The organism is Castellaniella hirudinis (assembly GCF_042651965.1).
In the GTDB taxonomy this organism is placed as follows: domain Bacteria; phylum Pseudomonadota; class Gammaproteobacteria; order Burkholderiales; family Burkholderiaceae_B; genus Castellaniella; species Castellaniella hirudinis.
Map to the genome: position 1 here is coordinate 210,826 of NZ_JBHSDY010000003.1, position 20,727 is coordinate 231,552.

Below are 20,727 nucleotides of genomic sequence, written 5' to 3' on the forward strand. Positions count from 1 at the left end.
CGTTACACCAACACCCGCTCGATGCCGCCCGCGTTGGCGGCCTTCACGTAATCCGGCATCCAGTCCGCGCCCAGCAGGTGCTTGGCCATTTCGACCACGATGTAGTCGGCCGACAGCCCCGTGTCCTGCTCGTAGCGCGCCAGGCCCTGCAGGCAGGACGGACAGGACGTGACCATCTTGACTTCGCCCTGAAAGCCGTCGGCGCGGATGGCGGCGGTGTTCTTCGCCAGTTCTTCCTGTTTGCGGAAACGGATCTGGGTGGACACGTCCGGCCGTGAGACCGCCAGCGTGCCGGATTCGCCGCAGCAGCGGTCGGTCTTGATCGCATTGTCCGCGCCCAGCAAGGATTTCACCGTCTTCATCGGGTCCTGCTGCTTCATGGGCGTGTGGCAGGGGTCGTGGTAGATGTAGCGCACGCCCTGCACGCCGGCGATGTCCACGCCCTTTTCCAGCAGGTATTCGTGGATGTCGATCAGCCGGCAGCCCGGGAAGATCTTGTCGAACTGGTAGCTTTCAAGCTGGTCGTAGCAGGTGCCGCAACTGACCACCACGGTCTTGATGTCCAGGTAGTTCAGCGTCGTGGCCATGCGGTGGAACAGCACGCGGTTGTCCGTGACCATCTGCTCGGCCTTGTCGGTCAGGCCGTTGCCGCGCTGCGGATAGCCGCAGCACAGGTAGCCGGGCGGCAGCACCGTCTGCACGCCCACGTGCCACAGCATCGCCTGCGTCGCCAGGCCCACCTGGGAAAACAGGCGTTCCGACCCGCAGCCCGGGAAATAGAACACAGCCTCGCTGTCGGGGGCGGTGGCCGCCGGGTTGCGGATGATCGGGATGATGTGCGGATCTTCGATGTCCAGCAGCTTGCGGGCGGTCTGCTTGGGCAGGCCGCCGGGCATCTTCTTGTTGATGAAGTGGATCACCTGTTCGCGCACCGGGGCCTTGCCCACGGTGGCCGGGGGGTGGGCCGCTTGCTTTTTCGCAGCGGGCGCCAGCAGGTCGTGGGCCAGGCGCTGGGCCTTGTAGCCCATGCCGATCATGGCGGCGCGGGTGGCCTTGATGACGCGCGGGTCCTTGGCGTTCAGGAAGAACATGGACGCAGCCGTGCCGGGATTGAAGGACTTTTTCCCCATGCGGCGCAGCAGCGAGCGCATTTCCATGGACACGTCGCCGAAGTCGATGTCCACCGGGCAGGGGTTGAAGCACTTGTGGCACAGCGTGCAGTGGTCGCCGACGTCCTCGAATTCTTCCCAGTGGCGGATGCTGACGCCGCGCCGGGTCTGTTCTTCGTACAGAAAGGCTTCGATCAGCAGCGAGGTCGCCAGGATCTTGTTGCGCGGCGAATAGAGCAGGTTGGCGCGCGGCACGTGGGTGGCGCAGACCGGTTTGCACTTGCCGCAGCGCAGGCAATCCTTGATGGCGTTGGAAATCGCGCCGATTTCGGTGCGCTGCATGATCAGCGATTCGTAGCCCAGCAGGTTGAAACTGGGCGTCCAGGCGCGGGACAGGTCGGCGCCGGGCATCAGCTTGCCGGCGTTGAAGCGGCCCTCCGGGTCGATGCGGCGCTTGTAGTCCTGGAAGGGCGCCAGTTCGGCTTCGCTGAGGAATTCGTATTTGGTCAGGCCGATGCCGTGCTCGCCCGAAATCACGCCGTCCAGGTCGCGGGCGATGCCCATGATGCGGGCCACCGCGTCGTTGGCCTCGCGCAGCATCTCGTAGTCGTCGGAGTTGACGGGGATGTTGGTGTGGACGTTGCCGTCGCCCGCGTGCATGTGCAGGGCGACGAAGACCCGGCTTTTGAGAATGCGGTCGTGGGTGGCCTGCAGGCCGGCCAGGACGGCGGCGCATTCGGCGCCCGCGAAGTGGCGTTCCATGGCGCCGCGGATGTCGGTCTTCCAGGAAATCCGCAGGGTGTGGTCCTGGACCAGGTCAATGATGCGCGCCTCGGGTTGTGCCGTCAGGCGCTGGTCCAGTTCGGCGCGGCGCGCGTCCAGGCCCAGGGAGGACAGGGTGTCCAGGCTGTCGGCCAGCGGCGCGTCCAGGTGATCCAGCAGCCAGGCCCAGCGGCGGCGCACGGCGGCCAGGGTGTCCAGGGCGTCGTGGCGGCGGCTGGACAGAATGGTGTCGCGCGTGTGTTCGGCGTCGTCGGGGTCCTCGGCCTTGCCGATCGGCAGGTCGCCGTCCAGATAGGTTTCCAGGGCGTCCACCAGGCGCAGCTTGTTGCGGGTGGACAGTTCGATATTGATGCGCTCGATGGCGTCGGTGTATTCGCCCATGCGCGGCAGCGGGATCACCACGTCTTCGTTGATCTTGAAGGCGTTGGTGTGGCGGGCGATGGCGGCGGTGCGGGCGCGGTCCAGCCAGAATTTCTTGCGCGCCTCGGGGCTGGCGGCGATGAAGCCTTCGCCGTGGCGTGAATTGGCGATGCGCACGACCTCGCTGGCGGCCAGGGCCACGGCGTGCTCGTCGTCGCCGACGATGTCGCCGATCAGGACCATCTTGGGCAGGACGCCGCGCTTGCTCTTGGTGGCGTAGCCGACGGCGCGCAGATAGCGTTCGTCCAGGTGCTCCAGGCCGGCCAGCAGCACGCCCTGGGTGCGGCCCTGGGTGTCCAGGTAGTGTTTGACCTCGACGATGGACGGCACGGCCAGCCTGGCCTGGCCGAAGAATTCCATACAGACGGTGCGCGTGTGCGCGGGCATGCGGTGCAGGATCCAGCGCGCGGCGGTGATCAGGCCGTCGCAGCCTTCTTTTTGCACGCCGGGCAGGCCGGCGAGGAACTTGTCGGTGACGTCCTTGCCCAGGCCTTCCTTGCGGAAGCGCCGGCCTTCGATGGTCAGGATCTCGGTCTTCAGCAGGGTCTGGCCGGGGCGCTTGGCGCCGTCGAACCATTTGAGCTCGAAGCGGGCTTCGTCCACTTCGTGGATCTTGCCCAGGTTGTGGTCCAGGCGGGTGACCTCCAGCCAGTGGCCCTGGGGGTCCACCATGCGCCACCAGGCCAGGTTGTCCAGCGCCGTGCCCCACAGCACGGCTTTTTTGCCGCCGGCGTTCATGGCCACGTTGCCGCCCACGCAGGACGCATCGGCCGAGGTCGGGTCCACGGCGAAGACGCGCCCGGCCGCTTCGGCGGCCTCGGCCACGCGGCGCGTCACCACGCCGGCGCCGGTCAGGACGGTGTGCACGGGGGTTTCGACCCCCGGCAGGGTGACGGCCTCGACCTGCCCGATGGCGTCGAGTTTTTCGGTGTTGATGACCACCGAGCGCCAGGACAGCGGGATGGCGCCGCCGGTGTAGCCGGTGCCGCCCCCGCGCGGGATGATGGTCAGACCCAGGCGGATACAGGCGCGTACCAGTGCGGCGATCTCGTCCTCGGTGTCGGGCATCAGCACGACGAAGGGGTATTCGACGCGCCAGTCGGTGGCGTCGGTGACGTGCGAGACGCGCGACAGGCCGTCAAAGCGGATGTTGTCGCGGCGCGTCAGGCGGGAGAGCTTCTTCAGGGCCGCCTGGCGCAGGTCGGCGGTTTCCACGAAACGGGCCTCGAATTCGGCGACGGCGGTCCGGGCGGCGGCCAGCAGCTTCTGGACCTGGGCATCGCGCGGGCCGTGATCGTCGTCGCGGCGATGGTCGATTTCCGACAGACGGTGGTTCAGGGCCTCGATCAGCAGATGGCGGCGCTTGGGGTCGTCCAGCAGGTCGTCCTGCAGATAGGGATTGCGCAGCACCACCCAGATGTCGCCCAGCACCTCGAACAGCATCCGCGCCGAGCGGCCGGTGCGCCGCTGCGTGCGCAGTTCGGACAGCACCCGCCAGGATTCCTCGCCCAGCAGCCGACAGACGATTTCGCGGTCGGACCAGGACGTGTAGTTGTAGGGGATTTCACGCAGGCGCGGCGCCTGGGGGGAGGCGAGCAATTCGCGGGCGACAGGGGCGTTCATGAGAATGGCGAGGGATCAGCAGCGCCCCTGGGACCGAGAGGGGCAATCATCTAGTTTAAGGGCAAAACGTCCCTGATTCGAGATGAGCTTATACCGGGAAGTCATGAGAGGCGGTTGCGACCAGTGGGATGAAAGTGTCCAGGGTGGCGTTGACGTGGGTGGAGGGGGGTTCCATGCTGGGTTTAAAGGCTGGGAAAGGCTTGGTTTTGATCTATTAAAACCAGTGTGAAACCTATAAAAATTAGGGTATTCTTCATGGTGTGGAATAAGCGCGATTGGGAAAAGAGAATCCGTGATCTGGCGCGAGATCCGTCCTGCATCGTCTGGACCAAGCATGCAGGACGGCAGATGCGCCAGCGGCATATCTCTCTGCCGACAGTTTTAGAAGTCTTGCGCCGAGGCACTCTTTGGCGAGAACCCGAGACAGATATCCGAACCGGACATGTGGTGTGTCGAATGGAATACTTTTGCGCGGGTATGGAGATCGGCGTGTGCGTCGCGCTGCAGTCTGCAGCAGCGCCGGGGATGGCTGTCGTGACGGTCATGGTGATTGGGAGATAAATGATGTATCACTACACAGACGGCGGTTTGCGGAACGTCTGGCTGGCCAATGGGTATGAGCATGTGCAGACTCCGTATGGGGATGGGGTCCGCATTCAGGATCTGTCAGGTCTGATCCGAGCCCTATGTCTGGCCCTGATCCGTCAACCCAAGCGGCTGACGGGGGTGGAGTTCCGCTATTTACGACAGGCCATGCTGATGTCTCAGGCCGTCCTGGGCAAGGCCCTGGGGCGCTCGGACCAATCAGTGGCCGGCTGGGAAAAGCGCGGCAAGGTGCCGAAATTCGCCGATCAACTGCTACGAGTGCTTTATGCCGCCCATGCGGACGGCAATGAAAAGGTCAAAAATATCATCCATGCGATGAACGACGTCGAACGAACCTTGCACTTCATCATGCGAGAGACGGAGGCAGGGTGGAAGGCTGAAGTGTCATCGCAAGCACTACCCTCGCCGTCAGAGAGCAGAGATCGGGCAGCAATGACATAAATAGGCCCTGTCTGGCCTCGGCGGTCAAGCGCGCAGAGGCCAGGGGTGACTCATTGCAGTTCGTATTTGGGCGAACGGGGGCCGTAGAGGATGCCGCCGGGCTGACCGGCAAACAGCAGGGACTGGCTGGCGGCACCTGCGACGACATAGCTGCGGTCCGATAGCGTATTGACGATCTGGCTGATCACGGCATTGACGAGCATGCCGATCAGCCCCCCGCCGCTCCCGCTGGTTTCGACAGCTTGTTTGTGGCCTTGCCAAAGCACTGCGCCGGAACGTAGGTCGATCAGCGATGCCTCGATTTCGACGGCGACCGAGCTGGACAAGACTGCGTAGGATGCGCCGTATTTCTTGATGCTCATGTAGAGTGCGGTATCGGCGCCGAAGATCTCGCGTAGTTTGGCCGCAGGCAGTTCATGGATCTCCGCCGGCGCGGTGAGCCCGTTTTGTCGGAACGTCTCTTCCATGACCGCGACCGGGATGACGTAGTATCCCGATTCGGCCAACGGGAAAGTCGCTTGCGCCAGGACACCCTGTGAGGCATCGACTTCGACGGTCTCGTTCAGGGGAGGCAGCACCAGAATCGAGGCCGGCCGGCTTGCGCGAAACGCGGCGTAGTCAAGTTGGGCTTGGGTAGCGGCGCAACCCGCCAGCGTGATAGCCAGCAGCATCCCGCCGATGCGTTTCAGCGTTCTGAGGGGAGTCATCACGATTCTCCTGTGCCTGAATTGCCGTGCTGCGCCGACGTGGTGGATGAAGCAGGCGTAGGTTCAGGTTGCGGACTGGGGGTGTTGCCGAGGGCCGGAGCCTGCGTCGTGTTGCGCAGCAGGAAATCCATGAAGGGTGCCGATTCGGGGAACGCGGCTTTTTCGCTCTGGATTTGTTCGAGCGCATGCGTGTCCTTGCCGATTTTCAGATACAGCAGCCCCAGGTGCGCATGGAATCCCGGCGGCAATGCCTGATTGGCTGCGCGCGCGGTTTCGATGTTGTGTTCCATGGCCAGAGCCTGGGCTTCCGCGTCGCCGCCTTCATCCTGGAAGTAGGCGCGGACCTGCGGTTGGTAGGATTCCCAGTTATAGAGCAGAGGTTGACGTGGGGCGCAGGCGCTCAGCAGCCCGATCAGGAGGCTTGCCCCGACAAGGCGGAGCGGCAGCGACCCATGGCCGGTCCGGCCCGGGGGTCTCTGGTTGAATGGGTGCATGAGGGGCCTCATTTAGTCTGAGGCTGCCAAGCGCCCGATTGGACTCCTTCGACCAGACGATCGACTGCCTCGCGGATGGCCAGGTCGAGCACCTTCCCATTCAACGTCGAGTCGTAGCCGGCCGTGCCCCCGAAGCCGACGATCTCCCGGTTGGACAGGCTGTATTCGCCCGCGCCTGAGGTGGAGTAGACGACTTCCGATGTGGTGGCATCGACGATGTTCAGATCGACCTTGGCATAGGCCACTTGCTCTTTGCCTCGCCCCAGTATTCCGAAGAGCTGCTTGTCCCCGGTGACCTTGCGGCCGAATGCCGTGACATCTCCCGTGACGACATAGCGGGCGCCCTTGATGGCAAGGGCCTTTTTGCTGAATTGGGCTTCTTGGGAGATTTCGCTCAGGTTTTCGCGGTCCATGACCTGGAATCTGCCGGTCCGCTGCAAGTGGCTGACCAGGATGGTTTTTGCCTGTCCGCCGAGGCGATCCACGCCGTCCGAGAAAACGCCTCTCAGGTAGCTGCTGCGATTGTCGAACTTGCCGACGGAGATGGGGCTGCGTTCTCCTTGGTATACGGTGCCGGCCGAGGCGACGGTCGGCACTTGCAGGGCTTGAGAGCGCTCGGTAGCGCAGCCTGCGAGGGTGGCGCTTAGGGCAGTAATACAGGCAAGAGTGGCCAGGGACCGTGACATGGTGCGACTTCCTTTCGAATATTTCGGGTGGGCGATGCCCCGCCTTGGAAGGACATCCCCGGAAATCGCGGATTATATACAAAAAGAAACAGTTGTAAATAAATAAGCAATCGACATCAAAGGTTATTGGTCCGGGCGGACCGCGCCGACACGGTGGTCCCGTGTGTCAAAGCCACCCGCTCACCCACGGCCAGGCATGCAGCAGGGCGGCCGTCATGAGGATGTAGCGTACGAACTTGCCCACGGCCATGTAAATGACGCAGGGCCAGAAGGGCAGGCGCAGCCAGCCGGCGACGGCGCACAGGGGGTCGCCGATGACGGGCAGCCAGGACAGCAGCAGCGTGGGCGGGCCGAAGCGCTGGAACCAGCGGGCGGTCAGGGCGTGCCAGCGACCGCCGGGCGAGGGCTTGTCCGCCGGGGGCGTCCCGGCCGGGGTGGCCGCGAGGGATGGCGCATCGTGCCCGGCTTCCGCCTGCCGTGCGCGCCAGCGGTGCCAGGCGGCTTCGGCGCCTGCGCCCATGGCGTAATTGATGGTGCCCCCGATCGTGTTGCCCAGGGTGGCGACCAGGACGGCGGGCCAGAACATGGGGGGCGCCATCTGCACGTAGGCGAAGACGGCGGGTTCCGATCCCATGGGCAGCAGGGTGGCCGACACCAGGCTGATGATGAAAATCGCGGGCAGGCCGACCTTGGGCAGTGCGAACAAGGCCAGCAAGAGATGGATTGAGGATTGCAGCCAGGCTTCCATGGTGGAGGGGAGTGTAGCCCGGCGCGGCGCCTGGCGGTCGTCCGCTGAGGCCTGGAGCCCTTTCAAAAAGGCGAGATCCTGGTCGATGGGGTGTCCGTGGGGGCGCCGGGCATTGATTTGCCCAGGCTTTGTTCGCAAGGTCGCAGGCCGCGTGGTGTTCATGGACCAGGGAGCTATCATGGATGATTGACCACTGATTCGATGCCGGCCGAAGGCGCGGCATGGTTTTTATTCGCATGGGAGTGCGGTGATGATTGCGGGTGTGGACAACGACAGCGTCGTGTATCTGAACGGCGAGTACCTGCGCCTGGGCGAGGCCAGGATTTCGGTACTGGACCGGGGTTTCATCTTCGGGGACGGCGTCTACGACGTCGTGCCGGCCTATGGCCGCAAGCCCTTCCGGATGGGAGAGCACCTGGCGCGCCTGCAGCGCAGCCTGAAGGCCATCCGCATCGAGACCGGCTGGTCGGCCGGCGATTGGGAAGACCTGGTGCAGGGTTTGCTGGCGCGTTCGGTCCTGCAGGATTGCACTGTCTATCTGCACGTGACCCGGGGCGCCGCCCCGCGCGAACACAGTTTTCCCACGCAGCCCGTCCAGCCGACCATCTTCGGCATGGTGTCGTCGCTGAGTCGGCCGGCCGCGGTCAATCGCGAGCGGGGTTTGACGGCAGTCAGCATGGATGACGAGCGCTGGCTGCATTGCGAGATCAAGTCGATTTCGCTGCTGGGCAATGTGCTGGCGAAGCAATACGCGACGGACGCGGGGGCGGACGAGGTCGTGCAGTTCCGCGACGGCCATCTGTCGGAAGGCTCGTCCTGCAACCTCTGGGTCGTGAAGTACGGCATCCTGCGGGCGCCGGTGCGCGACCGGATGATCCTGGAAGGTATCCGCTATGCCTACCTGATGGAATTGGCCGCGGCCGCGGGGATCCCTTTCGAGGCGCGCCCCATTTCACGGCTGGAAGTCGGGCAGGCCGACGAACTGCTGCTGACCTCGGCCACCAGGGAAATCCTGCCCATCATCCGGCTGGACGGCCGGCCGGTGGGCGCGGGGTCGCCCGGCCCGGTCTACGCGCGGCTCCGGGCGGACTACGACCGGGCCATCGCGGCGCTCTGAACCTCGGGCGCGTTGACCAGGGGTTCCCAGCGGAACCTGTTCTTGCCGGAATGCTTGGCGGCATACATGGCGGCGTCGGCGTGGGCGACCAGGGCGTCCGGGTCCTGGCCGTGCCGGGGGTGGACCGCCGCCCCGATGCTGGCTGAAATCCGCACCTGGATGCTCTCGGCCAGGTCGAAGGGCCGGGCGAGCGCGTCCAGGATCGTGCGTGCGACGCGCTCGCCGCCTTCGAGGCTGTCCAGGCCTGACAGGATGATGCCGAATTCGTCGCCGCCGAAGCGGGACACGGTGTCTTCGGACTGGGCGCGGACGCAATGTTCCAGGCGGCGGGCCACTTGCTGCAGCAGAATGTCGCCCATGGCGTGCCCATAGCTGTCGTTGACTTCCTTGAAGCCGTCCAGGTCCAGGTACAGCACGGTCACCAGGCCGTTGCGGCGGGCCGCGAACTCCAGCGCGCGGGCGCAGCGATCCTGGAACATGACGCGGTTAGGCAGGCCGGTCAGCGCGTCGTGCAACGCGTCGTGCGACAGGCGGTTTTCCAGGTCCTTGCGGGCCGTGATGTCCTGCACGACGGCTACCAGGAAGTCCGGCAGGCCGGCCGGATTGCGCACGACACTGAGGGCCTCGCAGACCCAGATGATGTGGCCGTCGTGGCGTCGGTAGGGCTTTTCGATCTCGGGCGGCGGGCCCAGATAATGCGCCGTCAGGCGGGCTTGCAGGAAGGCGCGGGCATCGCTCCGGTCGTCCGGAGCGGTCAGGTCGAACAAGGTCCGGGCCAGCAGTTCGGGCGCATCATAGCCCAGCATCCGGCAGTATTTGTCGTTGACTTCCAGGAAGCGGCCGTCGGGCGCGATGCGGGCAATGCCCATGGCGGCCTGGTGAAAGGTGGCGCGGAACAGGGCCTCGCTGGCCTCGAGGGCTTCGGTGGTTGCGCGCTGGCGCAGCGACAGATAGAGGAACAGGGCCGCGAGCCCGAGCAGGGCCGCGGTCGCGCCGGCCGCGATGAACAGGTAGAGCGTGCGGCGCCGCTGGACGGGGAGCAGGACGCTGGCATAGTCCGAGCCGACGGTGATCATCAGCGGGTAGCCGCTCATCGTGCGGTAGCTGATGATGCGGGTCACGCCGTCGATGGAGTCCCCGTCGTCGACGAACGAGCCCTCGGGCTGGGTGGCCTGGCGCAGATTCCAGGCATGCTTGCCCTGGTCCAGGCCGTAGGTGGGGCGGGTGCCGATCAGGCGGCTGCGCAAAATACCGTCCAGCCCGGTGATTTCCAGCATGTCGTCGGGGCCCAGATGGGCGCCGCCGGGCAGTGCGGCGAGATTGACGGGGTCCACCGACAGGACGACCACGCCGCCGAAGCCGCCGTCCGGCTTCTGGATGCGCAGAGACATGGGGATGCGCCATTGGGCCGAGATCCGGCCCAGCACGGGGCGGTCCAGGTAGAGCGTGTCTTCCCGGCTGTCACGCTGCCGCGTGAAAAAATCGCGATCGGCGTAGTTGACGCTGCTGGCGCCTTGCGTGGTGGTGACGATGGCGCCGGTCTCGTCGACGACGCTGAGGATGGTAAAGGCCTTGTCCCGGATGATCCGCTGCTCGACCCAGTGCCTCAGGTCCAGGCGGGCGCCGTCACGCAGGTATTCCTGTCGGGCAAAGGCCGCGATCTGTTCGGCTTCTTTCAGCGTGCGGGTGACCTGCTGTTCGAAGGCGATGGCCAGGTTGGCGTTGGAGCGCATGGCGGCGGTCACGGCCTGGGCGCGTTCGAAGGTGCTGCGCTGCAGTGTGGTGAGCCAGATCAGGACGATTGCGGCGGCGCCGGCCAGCAGGATCAGGACCTGCAGGGTGGACAGGCCTCGGCCTGGCGCGCGAAGTTCCGGCCTGCCCGGCTCCAGGGGCACGCGGGGGCTGCCCGGTTTGGCGGACAGTGTCATCGAAAGAATCTCCCGTCGGTGTCCGGCGCCAGGTGCGCCTGTAATCCGCCGTCTCTATCAGTGACAGAACTGTACGGCCCGCAGGCGCGTTTGTCGAGTGGACGGGCCCCCACGCGGCGCCCGACGTCCACCTCGCAGCTAGCACGCTGCTCGGATTCGCCTGGCATAGGACAGTCCGCAGTGGACTGTCCTATGTCCCGCCTCATCCCGGCGGCGAAAAGGGTCCTCCCGCTGCGCTGTGATATTCTTTTTGATTCGTTGTCTACCGCCATCCTCCGCCCTTTGCGCCATGTCCGTCGATTATCTGAAACGCATTCTGACGTCCAAAGTCTATGACGTCGCACACGAGACTTCTCTGGACCTGGCGCCCCGAATTTCCAAGCGGATCGGCAACACCGTGCTGCTCAAGCGCGAGGACACCCAGCCCGTGTTCAGCTTCAAGCTGCGCGGGGCCTACAACAAGATGGCGCACCTGAGCGAGGACGAACTGCGGCGCGGCGTCATCGCCGCGTCGGCCGGCAACCACGCCCAGGGGGTCGCGCTGTCGGCCAGCCGCCTGAAGTGCCGGGCGGTGATCGTCATGCCGGTGACCACGCCCCAGGTCAAGATCGACGCCGTGCGCGCGCTGGGCGGCGAGGTCGTGCTGTTTGGCGACAGCTTCACCGACGCCGCCGAGCACGCCGCCGAGCTGCAGGCGCGCGACGGCCTGACTTTTGTGCATCCCTTTGACGATCCCGACGTGATCGCGGGCCAGGGTACCGTGGGCATGGAAATCCTGCGCCAGCACGCCGGCCCCATTGACGCGGTCTTTGTCGCCATCGGCGGCGGCGGCCTGATTTCAGGGGTGGCGGTCTACATCAAGCAACTGCGCCCGGAGATCAAGATCATCGGCGTGCAGACCGAGGATTCCGACGCCATGCTGCGCAGCGTGCAGGCCGGGCGCCGCGTCCGGCTGGCCGACGTGGGGCTGTTTTCCGACGGCACGGCCGTCAAGCAGGTGGGGCAGGAAACCTTCCGCCTGGCGCGTGAATACGTCGATGACTACATTACGGTCGATACCGACGCCATCTGCGCCGGGATCAAGGACGTGTTCCAGGACACGCGCAGCGTGCTGGAACCCGCCGGCGCCTTGGCGCTGGCCGGGGCCAAGCGCTATGCCGCCCTGCATAAATGGAAGGGCAAGACGCTGGTGGCCATTACCTGCGGCGCCAACATGAATTTCGACCGCCTGCGCTTCGTGGCCGAACGCGCCGACGTCGGCGAGGCGCGCGAGGCCCTGTTCGCCATCACGCTGCCGGAAAAGCGCGGCAGCTTTCGGCGCCTGTGCGAGGCCGTGGGCCAGCGGGCCGTGACCGAATTCAACTACCGGATTTCCGATGCCGAGCAGGCGCACGTCTACGTCGGCGTGCAGATCCGCTCGGAATCCGAAATCGAAAAGCTGGCGGCGCACTTCCGCAAGCAGGACTTTCCCACGCTGGACCTGACCGGCAACGAAATGGCCAAGACCCACCTGCGCTACATGGTGGGCGGGCGTTCGGGCCTGGCCGAAAACGAAGTCCTGTACCGCTTCGAGTTTCCCGAGCGCCCCGGCGCCTTGGTGAAATTCCTGGGGGCCTTGAACCCGGACTGGAACATCAGCCTGTTCCATTACCGCAACCAGGGCGACGACTACGGCCGCATCCTGGTCGGCATCCAGGTTCCGCCCGCCGACAAGAAGGCCTTCAAGGAATTCCTGGCCTCGCTGGGCTATCCGTACTGGAACGAAACCGAGAACCCGGCCTACCGCTTGTTCTTGTAGCCCGGCGGGCAGACGCGCGCCGGCGGAAACAGGATGCTGAAGACGCTGCCCTGGCCCAGCGTGCTCTGGATGTCCAGCACGGCGTCGTGACGCAGGGCGACGTGCTTGGAGATGGCCAGGCCCAGGCCCGTGCCGCCGGTGGCGCGTGAACGGCTCCGGTCGATCCGGAAGAAGCGTTCCGTCAGGCGCGGGATGTCGGCCGGGCTGATCCCGATGCCGGTGTCCTTGACCCGGTAGGCGGCGCCGCCGTCCGGCGTCGATTCCCACACGACCGTGATGGAGCCGCCCGCGGGGGTGTAGCGTACCGCGTTGATCAGCAGATTGCCGACCGCAGAGGCCAGTTCGGTGTCCTGGCCGCGGATGCGCAGGGCCTCGTCCAGGCGTGCGTCGAAGGCGTGCTGGCCGTCCGACAGCGCCTGGGCCTGGGCCAGGGCGGTGCGCGCCAGGGCCGCGACGAGGACGGGGCCGCCTTCCTGGTTGGGAGTCGACTCCAGCGAGGACAGGGTCAGCAGATCGGACACCAGGGCCTGCATGTGGCGGGCCTGCTGCGCCATCAGGTCCAGGTAACGGTCGCGTTGTGTGTCGCTCAGGGCATCGCCCATGTCCTGCAGGGTTTCGACGAAGCCGGACAGCACGGTCAGCGGCGTACGCAGTTCGTGAGACACATTGGCGACGAAGTCCTTGCGGGTGTGTTCCAGCCGCTCGATCTGGGTGATGTCGCGCGTGACCATCAGGAACTGGCCGACGCCGTAGGGGGCCAGGTGCAGGGACAGGGTGCGATCCCGGCCGCCGTGCCCCAGGTGCAGGGTCAGGGGGCCGTCCCAGCGTTCCTGGTCGGCGTAACGGGCGAATTCCGGCGCGCGCACGATATTGAGGATGCTGTAGCCCCGGTCCCGCTCCAGGTCCAGCCCCAGGTGATCGGCTGCCATCTGGTTGCACCACTGCAGGGATTTGTCCGGTGTCAGCGTCAGGGCTCCGTCGGGCAGGGCCTCGGCGGCCAGCAGCGCCCGCTGGAAGCTGCGCGTGCGGTCCTGCAGGTCCAGGCGGTTCTGCTTCAGTTTGCGGTAGATGGGCGCCAGCACCTCGTCCCAGGGGCCGACCGAGGGCGGCGGCGGTTCGTCGATGGTGCGGACCCAGCGGGCGATGCGGGACAATTGCAGGCCGCTGACGAGGATCATCAGCAGCAGGCCCAGGGCGAAGACGGCCCAGCCGACGGCGGCGCCCAGCCAGGCGCCCAGCAGCCAGCCGCCCAGCGCCCAGAGCGCGATGGAAACGAGGGTTTTGCTCATTGCGGAGAGGTGATGCTGAAACGGTAGCCGGTGCCGCGCAAGGTCTGGATGACGCCTTCCAGGCCGGCCGGCGTCAGGGCCTTGCGCAGGCGGCGGATGTGGACGTCCACGGTGCGTTCTTCGACGAACACGTGGTCGCCCCAGACCTGATCCAGCAACTGGCTGCGGCTGTAGACGCGATCTGCGTGTGTCACGAGAAAGTGTAGCAGGCGGAATTCCGTCGGCCCCATGGGCAGCGGCTGGCCGTGGCCGGTCACGCGCCGGGTGTCCGGTTCCAGCCGCAACCCGCCGGCCTCGATCGGATCAGGCGTGAGCTGGGGCGCGCGGCGGCGCAGCAGGGACTTGATGCGCGCCAGCAGTTCGCGCGGGGAAAAGGGCTTGGTGATGTAGTCGTCGGCCCCGGCTTCCAGGCCGTCCACCTTGTCCTGTTCGGCACTGCGGGCGGTCAGCATGATCAGCGGGATGTCGCGGGTGCGGGCGTCGCCGCGCAGTTGCCGGGCCAGGCGGATGCCGGGTTGGTCGGGCAGCATCCAGTCCAGCAGGATCAGGTCGGGCAGCACCTGCTGTATCTGATCCAGGGCCTGGCGCGCATCCAGGGCGCTGCGCACGTCGTAGCCGGCGTGTTGCAGATTGATGGTCAGCAGTTCCTGGATGGCGGGTTCGTCTTCGATGAGCAGGATGGTGGCGGGCATGGCAAAAGTCTCGCAAGTCGGCGGGGCCCGATGCAGGCCGTGCCGGTCCGGATGCAGGGGTGCATTCCGGCACGCGGTCATCATACGGTCACATTATTTCATTCATGTGACGTTGTCATATTGGAGTCAGCAAGCAGGCGCGGTCCGCGCAGCGTGGGGGCTCTTTTTGCCGCCGGGCCGCCCCAAGGCAAAAAGCACCCCCTCGGGGGATGAGCCCGGACACGGGACAGTCCCAGTGGACTGTTCCGTGCCTGGCGAATCCAAGCGGCTTGCAAGCCGCGCGGTGGATGCAGGCGCAGCCTGCGCAGCGTGGGGGCTCTTTGCTGTACGATACGCGGATCATGAGTACAACTGCACGTACACCCGCACCAGACGGCCAGGGGCCGCAGACGCATTTCGGTTTCGAAACCGTCCAGGAAACGGACAAGGCCCGCCGCGTGGCCGAGGTCTTCCATTCGGTGGCCTCGCGCTACGACGTGATGAACGACCTGATGTCGGCCGGGCTGCATCGCATCTGGAAGGCCTTCACCATCGGCCGCGCCCAGGTGCGCCCGGGCATGCGGGTGCTGGACATCGCCGGGGGCACGGGCGATCTGGCGCGCGCCTTTGCCCGCCGGGCGGGTCCTACGGGCGAGGTCTGGCTGACCGACATCAATGATTCCATGCTGCGCGTGGGCCGCGACCGCCTGCTGGATCGCGGCGTGGTCGCGCCCGTGGCGGTCTGCGACGCCGAATGCCTGCCGTTTCCCGACCGGTATTTCGATCGGGTGTCGGTGGCGTTCGGCCTGCGCAACATGACGCACAAGGACCGCGCCCTGGCGGAAATGCGCCGCGTGCTGAAGCCGGGCGGCAAGTTGCTGGTGCTGGAGTTTTCCCGCGTGACGCCGGCGCTGGCGCCTGCGTATGACTGGTATTCCTTCAATATCCTGCCGAAAATGGGCCAACTGGTCGCGGGCGACGAGGCCAGCTACCGTTATCTGGCCGAATCCATCCGCATGCATCCGGATCAGGAGACCCTGGCCGGCATGATGCGCGGGATCGGCTTGGACCGGGTGCAGTATTTCAATCTGACGGCCGGCGTGGTCGCCCTGCACGAAGGGGTCCGGCTGGACTGAGCCGTGGCCGCCTGCAGGGTGGCGCAGGTCGTTGTGTCCGCAATACACACAGGCCGCCCTCGGGCGGCCTGTGTGGTTTCCGATGCGTCAAAAGAGCGTTTCCGCCCAGCGTGTCGATGGGTTCTATGGTAATTTACAGGTTCATTCAGCTTTCTGTCAGGTTACCGGAAGATGCGCCGGCCCTGACACTCCAGGAGACTCCATGAACCTTCGCCTACCTCGCTGGGCCGCCGCCTCGGTGCTGCTGATGGCGGCCTTGACCATGATGACCGTGACCCAGGAGGCGGAAGCCCGCCGCATGGGCGGCGGCATGAGCTTTGGCCGCCAATCCTCCAATGTCGTCAAACAGCGCCAGGCCGTGACGCCGCCGGCCGCCCAGACCACCCAGCGCGCGGCCGCGCCGGCTGCGGGCGCCGCTGCAGGCACGGCTGCCGCGGGCGCGGCCAAGTCGGGCATGTCCCGCTGGCTGGGCCCCATCGCCGGCATCGCCGCCGGCCTGGGCATTGCCGCCCTGCTGTCCAGCCTGGGGCTGTCCGGTGCGTTCCTGGAGTTCCTCTCCAGTGCGCTGCTGATCGGCCTGGTGATCTTTGCGGTCATGTTCCTGGTGCGCCGTCTGCGCGGGCCTCAGCGTCCGCTGGCCGGCGCCGCCGCAGGCGGGGCCGCGTCGGGCAACAGCTATCGCCAGTCGGCGCCGCAGGACGGGGGCTTCGATCTGTCCGGCAGCCGTCCGGCGCCTGCCCAGGCCCCGGCTGCGTCCGCCGCCCCGGTGATCGAGTCCGCGCCATCCGTCCAGGCCCAGGACCCGTCCTGGTTCATCCCGGAAGGCTTCGACGTGCCGGTTTTCCTGGATCAGGCCAAGCAGCAGTTCACCCGCGTGCAGTCCCTGTGGGACGCGGGCAACCGCGACAGCCTGCGCGAATTCCTGACCGACGATCTGCTGGCGGAAATCACCCCGCGCCTGCCCAGCCCCGAAGAAGGCAACTCCACCGACGTGGTGCTGCTGAACGCCGAACTGCTGGGGATCGAGACCGTGGCCGGCGGCCACCTGGCCAGCGTGCGCTATTCCGGCATGCTGCGTGAAGCGGCCGGGTCCGAAGCCTTCCACTTCGAAGAAGTCTGGAATCTGTACAAGGCCGACGGCGCCGGCTGGCTGCTGGCCGGCATTCAGCAGACCAACGCGCGCTGATCCTGCTTCCGGATCGGCCTGAGTGAGAAGGCTGCCCGTCCCGTGTGCTGGGACGGGCAGCCTTCTGCCTTTGCGGCGTACAAAACCGGTAAACTGAGGCCTGCTCCCGGCCCGGGTGTGTTCGGGCGTCCGGCCCCGTCGTCCATGATCATGCCTCTGCCTTTTCCCTTGCCCTTTCCTTCCCCCGTCGATGTCCTGCTCCGGGGGCTGAATGCGCTGTTGCGCCGCGAGTCCTGGGCGCGTGAACGGCTGGCGGCCCAGGCCGGCAAATCGCTGCGTCTGACGGCGGGCGAGCCCTGGACGCTGCAATGCACGATCACCTCCGACGGGACGCTGCAGGCCTGCGACCGCGTCGTGGTGCCCGATGTGGTCCTGTCCATCCCGCCGGAACGCCGCCGCGAGCTGCCCGGCGCCTGGCGCGACGAGGGTCTGGCGGGGGTCACGGGCCTGGCGCATATCCAGGGGGATGCCGGTCTGGCGCACCTGGTGTCCGACCTGGCGCGCGGCCTGCGCTGGGATGTCGAAGACGACTTGTCGCGCGTCGTGGGCGATGTGGCGGCCGTGCGCCTGACCCGGGGCGCGCGTGAACTGGCCGGCGGCCTGCGCCAGGCCGCATCGCGTGCGCAGGACAACCTGACTGAATATCTGGGCGAAGAATCCGGCCTGGGTGTCCGGGGGGCGGACTTCCAGGCCTGGGCTTCGGAGCGCCAGGCGTTTGACGCCCGGCTGGATCGCCTCGACGCCCGCCTGAGACGGCTGGAGGGCGGGGCATGATGACGTTCTTTCGCCTGGCCTACATCCTGTGGATCGGCCTGCGCTACCGGCTCGATGAACTGGTTCTGTCCGGCATCCAGCATTCCTGGGCGCATATCCTGCTGAAGATCGTCTGCCTGGGCCATCGGCCGCGCCGCCCGCGCGGCGAACGCCTGCGGCTGGCCCTGGAAACCCTGGGGCCGATCTACGTCAAGTTCGGCCAGGTGCTGTCCACGCGCCGTGACCTGGTGCCCCAGGACATCGCCGACGAACTCGCCCGGCTCCAGGATCGCGTGCCGCCGTTTCCGTCCGATCAGGCGGCCGACATCATCCGCGAATCCCTGGGCGACACGCCGCAGAATCTGTTCGCCCAGTTCGAGCGCGACCCTGTGGCCTCGGCGTCCATCGCCCAGGTGCATCTGGCCGTGCTGCACGATGGCCGGGAGGTCGCGGTCAAGGTCCTGCGCCCGGGGATGCGCGAGGCCATCGAACGGGATCTGACGCTGCTGCGCGCGATCGCCGGGCTGGTCGAGCGGCTGGCGCCCGACGGTCGGCGCCTGAAGCCGCGCGAGGTCGTGGCCGAATTCGACAAGTACCTGCACGACGAACTGGACCTGATCCGCGAGGCGGCGAATTGCAGCCAGTTGCGGCGCAATTTCGGCCCCGACACCGGCCGCGCCCATTTGTTGCGGGTGCCTGAAGTCGTCTGGGAATACTGCGCCAGTCAGGTCTTCACCATGGAACGCATGCGCGGCGTGCCGGTCAGCCAGGTCGATCGCCTGCGCGCGCTGGGCGTGGACATCCCGTTGCTGGCGCGTCAGGGGGTCGAGATCTTCTTCATGCAGGTGTTCACGGACGGCTTTTTCCATGCCGACATGCATCCGGGCAATATCTATGTGTCCGATGACCCCGACACCCTGGGGCGCTACATCGCCCTGGACTTCGGCATCGTCGGCTCGCTGTCTGAATTCGACAAGAACTATCTGGCGCAGAACTTCCTGGCCTTCTTCCGGCGCGACTACCGCCGGGTCGCCCAGTTGCACATCGAATCGGGCTGGGTGCCGCCCACCACCCGCGAAGAAGAACTCGAAGGCGCCGTGCGCGCCGTCTGCGAACCTTATTTCGACCGGCCGCTGGCGGAAATCTCGCTGGGGCAGGTGCTGCTGCGCCTGTTCCAGACCTCGCGGCGCTTCAACGTCGAAATCCAGCCCCAACTGGTGTTGTTGCAGAAGACCCTGCTGAACGTCGAGGGCATGGGGCGCGAGCTGGATCCGAACCTGGACCTGTGGCAGACCGCCAAGCCCTTCCTGGAAAAATGGATGCACCAGCGCGTCGGCCTGCGCGGCCTGCGCCAGCGTCTGGATCAGGAAGCCAGCCAGTGGGCGCAGATCCTGCCGCAGATTCCCCGCCTGGTCTACACCCGCCTGAACCACCCCGATCCGGGGCCGGCGATGCGGGCCGAACTCGAACGCCTGCGGCGCGCCCAGGATCGCTCCAATCACTTGCTGTCCGTGCTGTGCGGCATCCTGGCGGCCGGCCTGGCCGTCGCCCTGTGGGCGTTGACGCGCGGAGGCAGCCTCTGATGACCGCGCCTGCCCGCTTCGAATCCAAAATCCTCGACCGTGCGGCCTGTGAACAGGCCGTGCGTGACGGCCGTTTCCCGCGTCCGCTGATCTTCACCAACGGGGTGTTCGACATCCTGCATCGCGGACACGTCACCTATCTGGATCAGGCCGCCCAACTGGGGGCCTCGCTGATCGTGGGCGTGAACACGGACGATTCCGTGCGCCGCCTGGGCAAGGGCGACGACCGGCCCCTGAACGCCCAGGCCGACCGCGCCGCCTTGCTGGCCTCGCTGGCTTGTGTGGACGGGGTGGTGCTGTTCGCCGAGGACACGCCGCTGGAACTGATCCAGGCGCTGCGGCCCGACGTGATCGTCAAGGGCGGCGACTACGACATGGATGCGCTGCCCGAAACCGCCGTGGTGCAGGGCTGGGGCGGGCAGGCCGTGGCGATTCCCTTCGAGCACCAGCGCTCGACCACGGCGCTGCTGCGCAAGATCCGGGCCTGATCACTGCGCCAGGGTCTTCGAGCCGTCCTTGTGCCAGACGTAGACCGGAAACTCGAAGTTCTTCAGGTCGCCCTGGCGGTCCCAGGCGATGGGCCCGATCACCGAATCGACGGTATGGCTTCTCAGCCAGGCGGCGACGTTCGCCGGGTCGGTGGATTTCGTGTCGGTCATGGCTGCGGCCAGGGCCTGGACGGCTGCGTACGAGGTCAGCGTCATCGCGCCGGTGGGGTCGCGTTTCTGGTCCGCGAACGCCTGGACGACCGCCTTGTTCTTCGGGTCGGCCGCGAAATCGGGCGGCAGGGTGACGAGCATGCCCTCCACCGCATCGCCGGCGATGGCGTTGATCTCGCCGTTGCCCACCCCTTCGGAACCCATGAACCGGGCCTTCAGGCCGATCTCGGCGGCTTGCCTGATCAGCAGGCCCATTTCCGGGTGGTTGCCGCCGAAATACACGAAGTCGATGCCTTCGCTCTTGAGGTGGGTCAGCACCGCCGAATAGTCGATTTCACCCAGGTTGATGCTTTGGTAGACCTGGATCTTCATCCCGGCCTTGGTCAGGCTGTCGTGCATGGCCGAGGCGATGCCGTAGCCGTAGGTCTGCTTGTCGTGCAGGATGGCGATCTTCTTGGGTTTCAGTTTTTCCACGATGTATTTCGTGGCGATGGGGGCCTGCTGGTCAGTCCGGCCGATCGTGCGGAAGACGTAGTGATAGCCCTTGCCTTCCGTGACTTCGGGCGCCGTCGAGCCGCCCGTGATCATCAGCACGCCGCTTTCCTCGTAGATGGGGGACGCCGCCACGCTGGTGCCCGAGCATACGTGCCCGATGACGAACTGGATCTTGTCGTTCAGGACCCGGTTGGCGGCGGCGGGCGCCTGCTTGGGCTCGCAGGCGTCGTCGATGTAGACGAGCTTGATTTTGCGGCCCAGCACGCCGCCCTGGTCGTTGATTGCCTTGGCGGCGACTTCGATGCCGTCCTTCACCTGGTCGCCGAATTGCGCCACGGGGCCGGTGATCGGGCCGACGACCGCGATGTTCAGGTCCTTGGCCTGGGCGGATGCCGTGAAAGCGGTCAACGCGGCCAGGCATGAGGCTGCGAGGGCGGTGTGGACGCGGGATTGAATCAGGTTTTTTTTCATGGTTGTCTCCTTGGGTGGATGCGG

At 66.2% G+C, this 20,727-nt stretch carries 18 protein-coding genes and 1 pseudogene; 10 read left to right on the plus strand and 9 right to left on the minus strand.

Annotated elements, in window-relative coordinates:
- Positions 1-2: 2 nt before the first annotated feature.
- The gene (locus ACFO0J_RS06185; protein WP_376812181.1) at positions 3-3,935 is read right to left on the minus strand and encodes a DUF3683 domain-containing protein; all 3,933 of its coding nucleotides are present in this window, start codon (positions 3,933-3,935) and stop codon (positions 3-5) included.
- 255 nt (positions 3,936-4,190) lie between these two features.
- Here ACFO0J_RS06185 and ACFO0J_RS06190 point away from each other — a divergent pair, with 255 nt between their 5' ends.
- Together ACFO0J_RS06190 and ACFO0J_RS06195 are read left to right on the plus strand one after the other, a co-directional pair.
- The gene (locus ACFO0J_RS06190; protein WP_376812182.1) at positions 4,191-4,496 is read left to right on the plus strand and encodes a DUF4258 domain-containing protein; all 306 of its coding nucleotides are present in this window, start codon (positions 4,191-4,193) and stop codon (positions 4,494-4,496) included.
- Entirely contained in the window at positions 4,497-4,982 is a 486-nt protein-coding gene (locus ACFO0J_RS06195; RefSeq protein WP_376812183.1) for a helix-turn-helix domain-containing protein, read from the plus strand. It abuts the gene before it with no gap.
- 50 nt (positions 4,983-5,032) lie between these two features.
- Here the strand turns inward: ACFO0J_RS06195 and ACFO0J_RS06200 are convergent, their stop codons facing one another.
- The 4 genes from ACFO0J_RS06200 to ACFO0J_RS06215 form a co-directional block, all read right to left on the minus strand.
- A complete protein-coding gene (locus tag ACFO0J_RS06200) occupies positions 5,033-5,689 on the minus strand; it encodes a DUF799 domain-containing protein (RefSeq protein ID WP_376812361.1) in 657 nt (218 codons plus the stop codon).
- The gene (locus ACFO0J_RS06205) at positions 5,689-6,183 is read right to left on the minus strand and encodes a DUF4810 domain-containing protein (RefSeq protein WP_376812184.1); all 495 of its coding nucleotides are present in this window, start codon (positions 6,181-6,183) and stop codon (positions 5,689-5,691) included. The genes ACFO0J_RS06200 and ACFO0J_RS06205 overlap by 1 nt, the downstream gene beginning before the upstream one ends.
- A gap of 8 nt (positions 6,184-6,191) precedes the next feature.
- Positions 6,192-6,869 (minus strand): CsgG/HfaB family protein, encoded by a 678-nt coding sequence (locus ACFO0J_RS06210; protein ID WP_376812185.1) that lies wholly within the window; start codon positions 6,867-6,869, stop codon positions 6,192-6,194.
- Between the two features lie 166 nt (positions 6,870-7,035).
- Positions 7,036-7,617, minus strand: coding sequence for a YqaA family protein (locus tag ACFO0J_RS06215; RefSeq protein WP_376812362.1), 582 nt, complete (start codon positions 7,615-7,617; stop codon positions 7,036-7,038).
- A gap of 51 nt (positions 7,618-7,668) precedes the next feature.
- Between ACFO0J_RS06215 and ACFO0J_RS06220 the strand changes: the two are divergent.
- Positions 7,669-7,755: pseudogene (locus ACFO0J_RS06220) on the plus strand (amino acid ABC transporter ATP-binding protein); the annotation flags it as partial.
- A 112-nt stretch (positions 7,756-7,867) separates the two neighbouring features.
- Positions 7,868-8,734: a D-amino acid aminotransferase gene (locus tag ACFO0J_RS06225; protein WP_376812186.1), complete on the plus strand. Its 867-nt coding sequence runs from the start codon at positions 7,868-7,870 to the stop codon at positions 8,732-8,734.
- On the opposite strand, the gene ACFO0J_RS06230 is transcribed toward ACFO0J_RS06225, so the two are convergent.
- Complete coding sequence (locus tag ACFO0J_RS06230) at positions 8,707-10,662, minus strand: sensor domain-containing diguanylate cyclase (protein WP_376812187.1); 1,956 nt, start codon at positions 10,660-10,662, stop codon at positions 8,707-8,709. The genes ACFO0J_RS06225 and ACFO0J_RS06230 overlap by 28 nt on opposite strands.
- A gap of 289 nt (positions 10,663-10,951) precedes the next feature.
- On the opposite strand from ACFO0J_RS06230, the gene ilvA reads away from it, so the two are divergent.
- Positions 10,952-12,460 (plus strand): threonine ammonia-lyase, biosynthetic, encoded by a 1,509-nt coding sequence (gene ilvA, locus ACFO0J_RS06235; protein WP_376812188.1) that lies wholly within the window; start codon positions 10,952-10,954, stop codon positions 12,458-12,460.
- On the opposite strand, the gene phoR is transcribed toward ilvA, so the two are convergent.
- Entirely contained in the window at positions 12,442-13,749 is a 1,308-nt protein-coding gene (phoR, locus tag ACFO0J_RS06240; protein WP_376812189.1) for a phosphate regulon sensor histidine kinase PhoR, read from the minus strand. The genes ilvA and phoR overlap by 19 nt on opposite strands.
- Positions 13,746-14,441, minus strand: a complete 696-nt coding sequence (gene phoB, locus ACFO0J_RS06245; protein WP_376812190.1) for a phosphate regulon transcriptional regulator PhoB — start codon at positions 14,439-14,441, stop codon at positions 13,746-13,748. The genes phoR and phoB overlap by 4 nt, the downstream gene beginning before the upstream one ends.
- Positions 14,442-14,782: 341 nt before the next feature.
- Here phoB and ubiE point away from each other — a divergent pair, with 341 nt between their 5' ends.
- From ubiE to rfaE2, 5 genes are all read left to right on the plus strand, one after another.
- Positions 14,783-15,556: a bifunctional demethylmenaquinone methyltransferase/2-methoxy-6-polyprenyl-1,4-benzoquinol methylase UbiE gene (gene ubiE / locus ACFO0J_RS06250; RefSeq protein ID WP_376812191.1), complete on the plus strand. Its 774-nt coding sequence runs from the start codon at positions 14,783-14,785 to the stop codon at positions 15,554-15,556.
- A 202-nt stretch (positions 15,557-15,758) separates the two neighbouring features.
- Entirely contained in the window at positions 15,759-16,742 is a 984-nt protein-coding gene (locus ACFO0J_RS06255; protein ID WP_376812192.1) for a Tim44 domain-containing protein, read from the plus strand.
- Between the two features lie 144 nt (positions 16,743-16,886).
- A complete protein-coding gene (locus tag ACFO0J_RS06260; RefSeq protein ID WP_376812193.1) occupies positions 16,887-17,516 on the plus strand; it encodes a ubiquinone biosynthesis accessory factor UbiJ in 630 nt (209 codons plus the stop codon).
- Positions 17,513-19,078: a ubiquinone biosynthesis regulatory protein kinase UbiB gene (gene ubiB, locus ACFO0J_RS06265; RefSeq protein ID WP_376812194.1), complete on the plus strand. Its 1,566-nt coding sequence runs from the start codon at positions 17,513-17,515 to the stop codon at positions 19,076-19,078. The genes ACFO0J_RS06260 and ubiB overlap by 4 nt, the downstream gene beginning before the upstream one ends.
- On the plus strand, positions 19,078-19,566 hold the full coding sequence (gene rfaE2 / locus ACFO0J_RS06270; RefSeq protein ID WP_376812195.1) for a D-glycero-beta-D-manno-heptose 1-phosphate adenylyltransferase: 489 nt from the start codon (positions 19,078-19,080) through the stop codon (positions 19,564-19,566). Before ubiB ends, rfaE2 begins: the two co-directional genes overlap by 1 nt.
- Here rfaE2 and ACFO0J_RS06275 read toward each other — a convergent pair whose 3' ends face one another.
- Positions 19,567-20,703 (minus strand): high-affinity branched-chain amino acid ABC transporter substrate-binding protein, encoded by a 1,137-nt coding sequence (locus ACFO0J_RS06275; RefSeq protein WP_376812196.1) that lies wholly within the window; start codon positions 20,701-20,703, stop codon positions 19,567-19,569.
- Between the last annotated feature and the right edge of the window lie 24 nt (positions 20,704-20,727).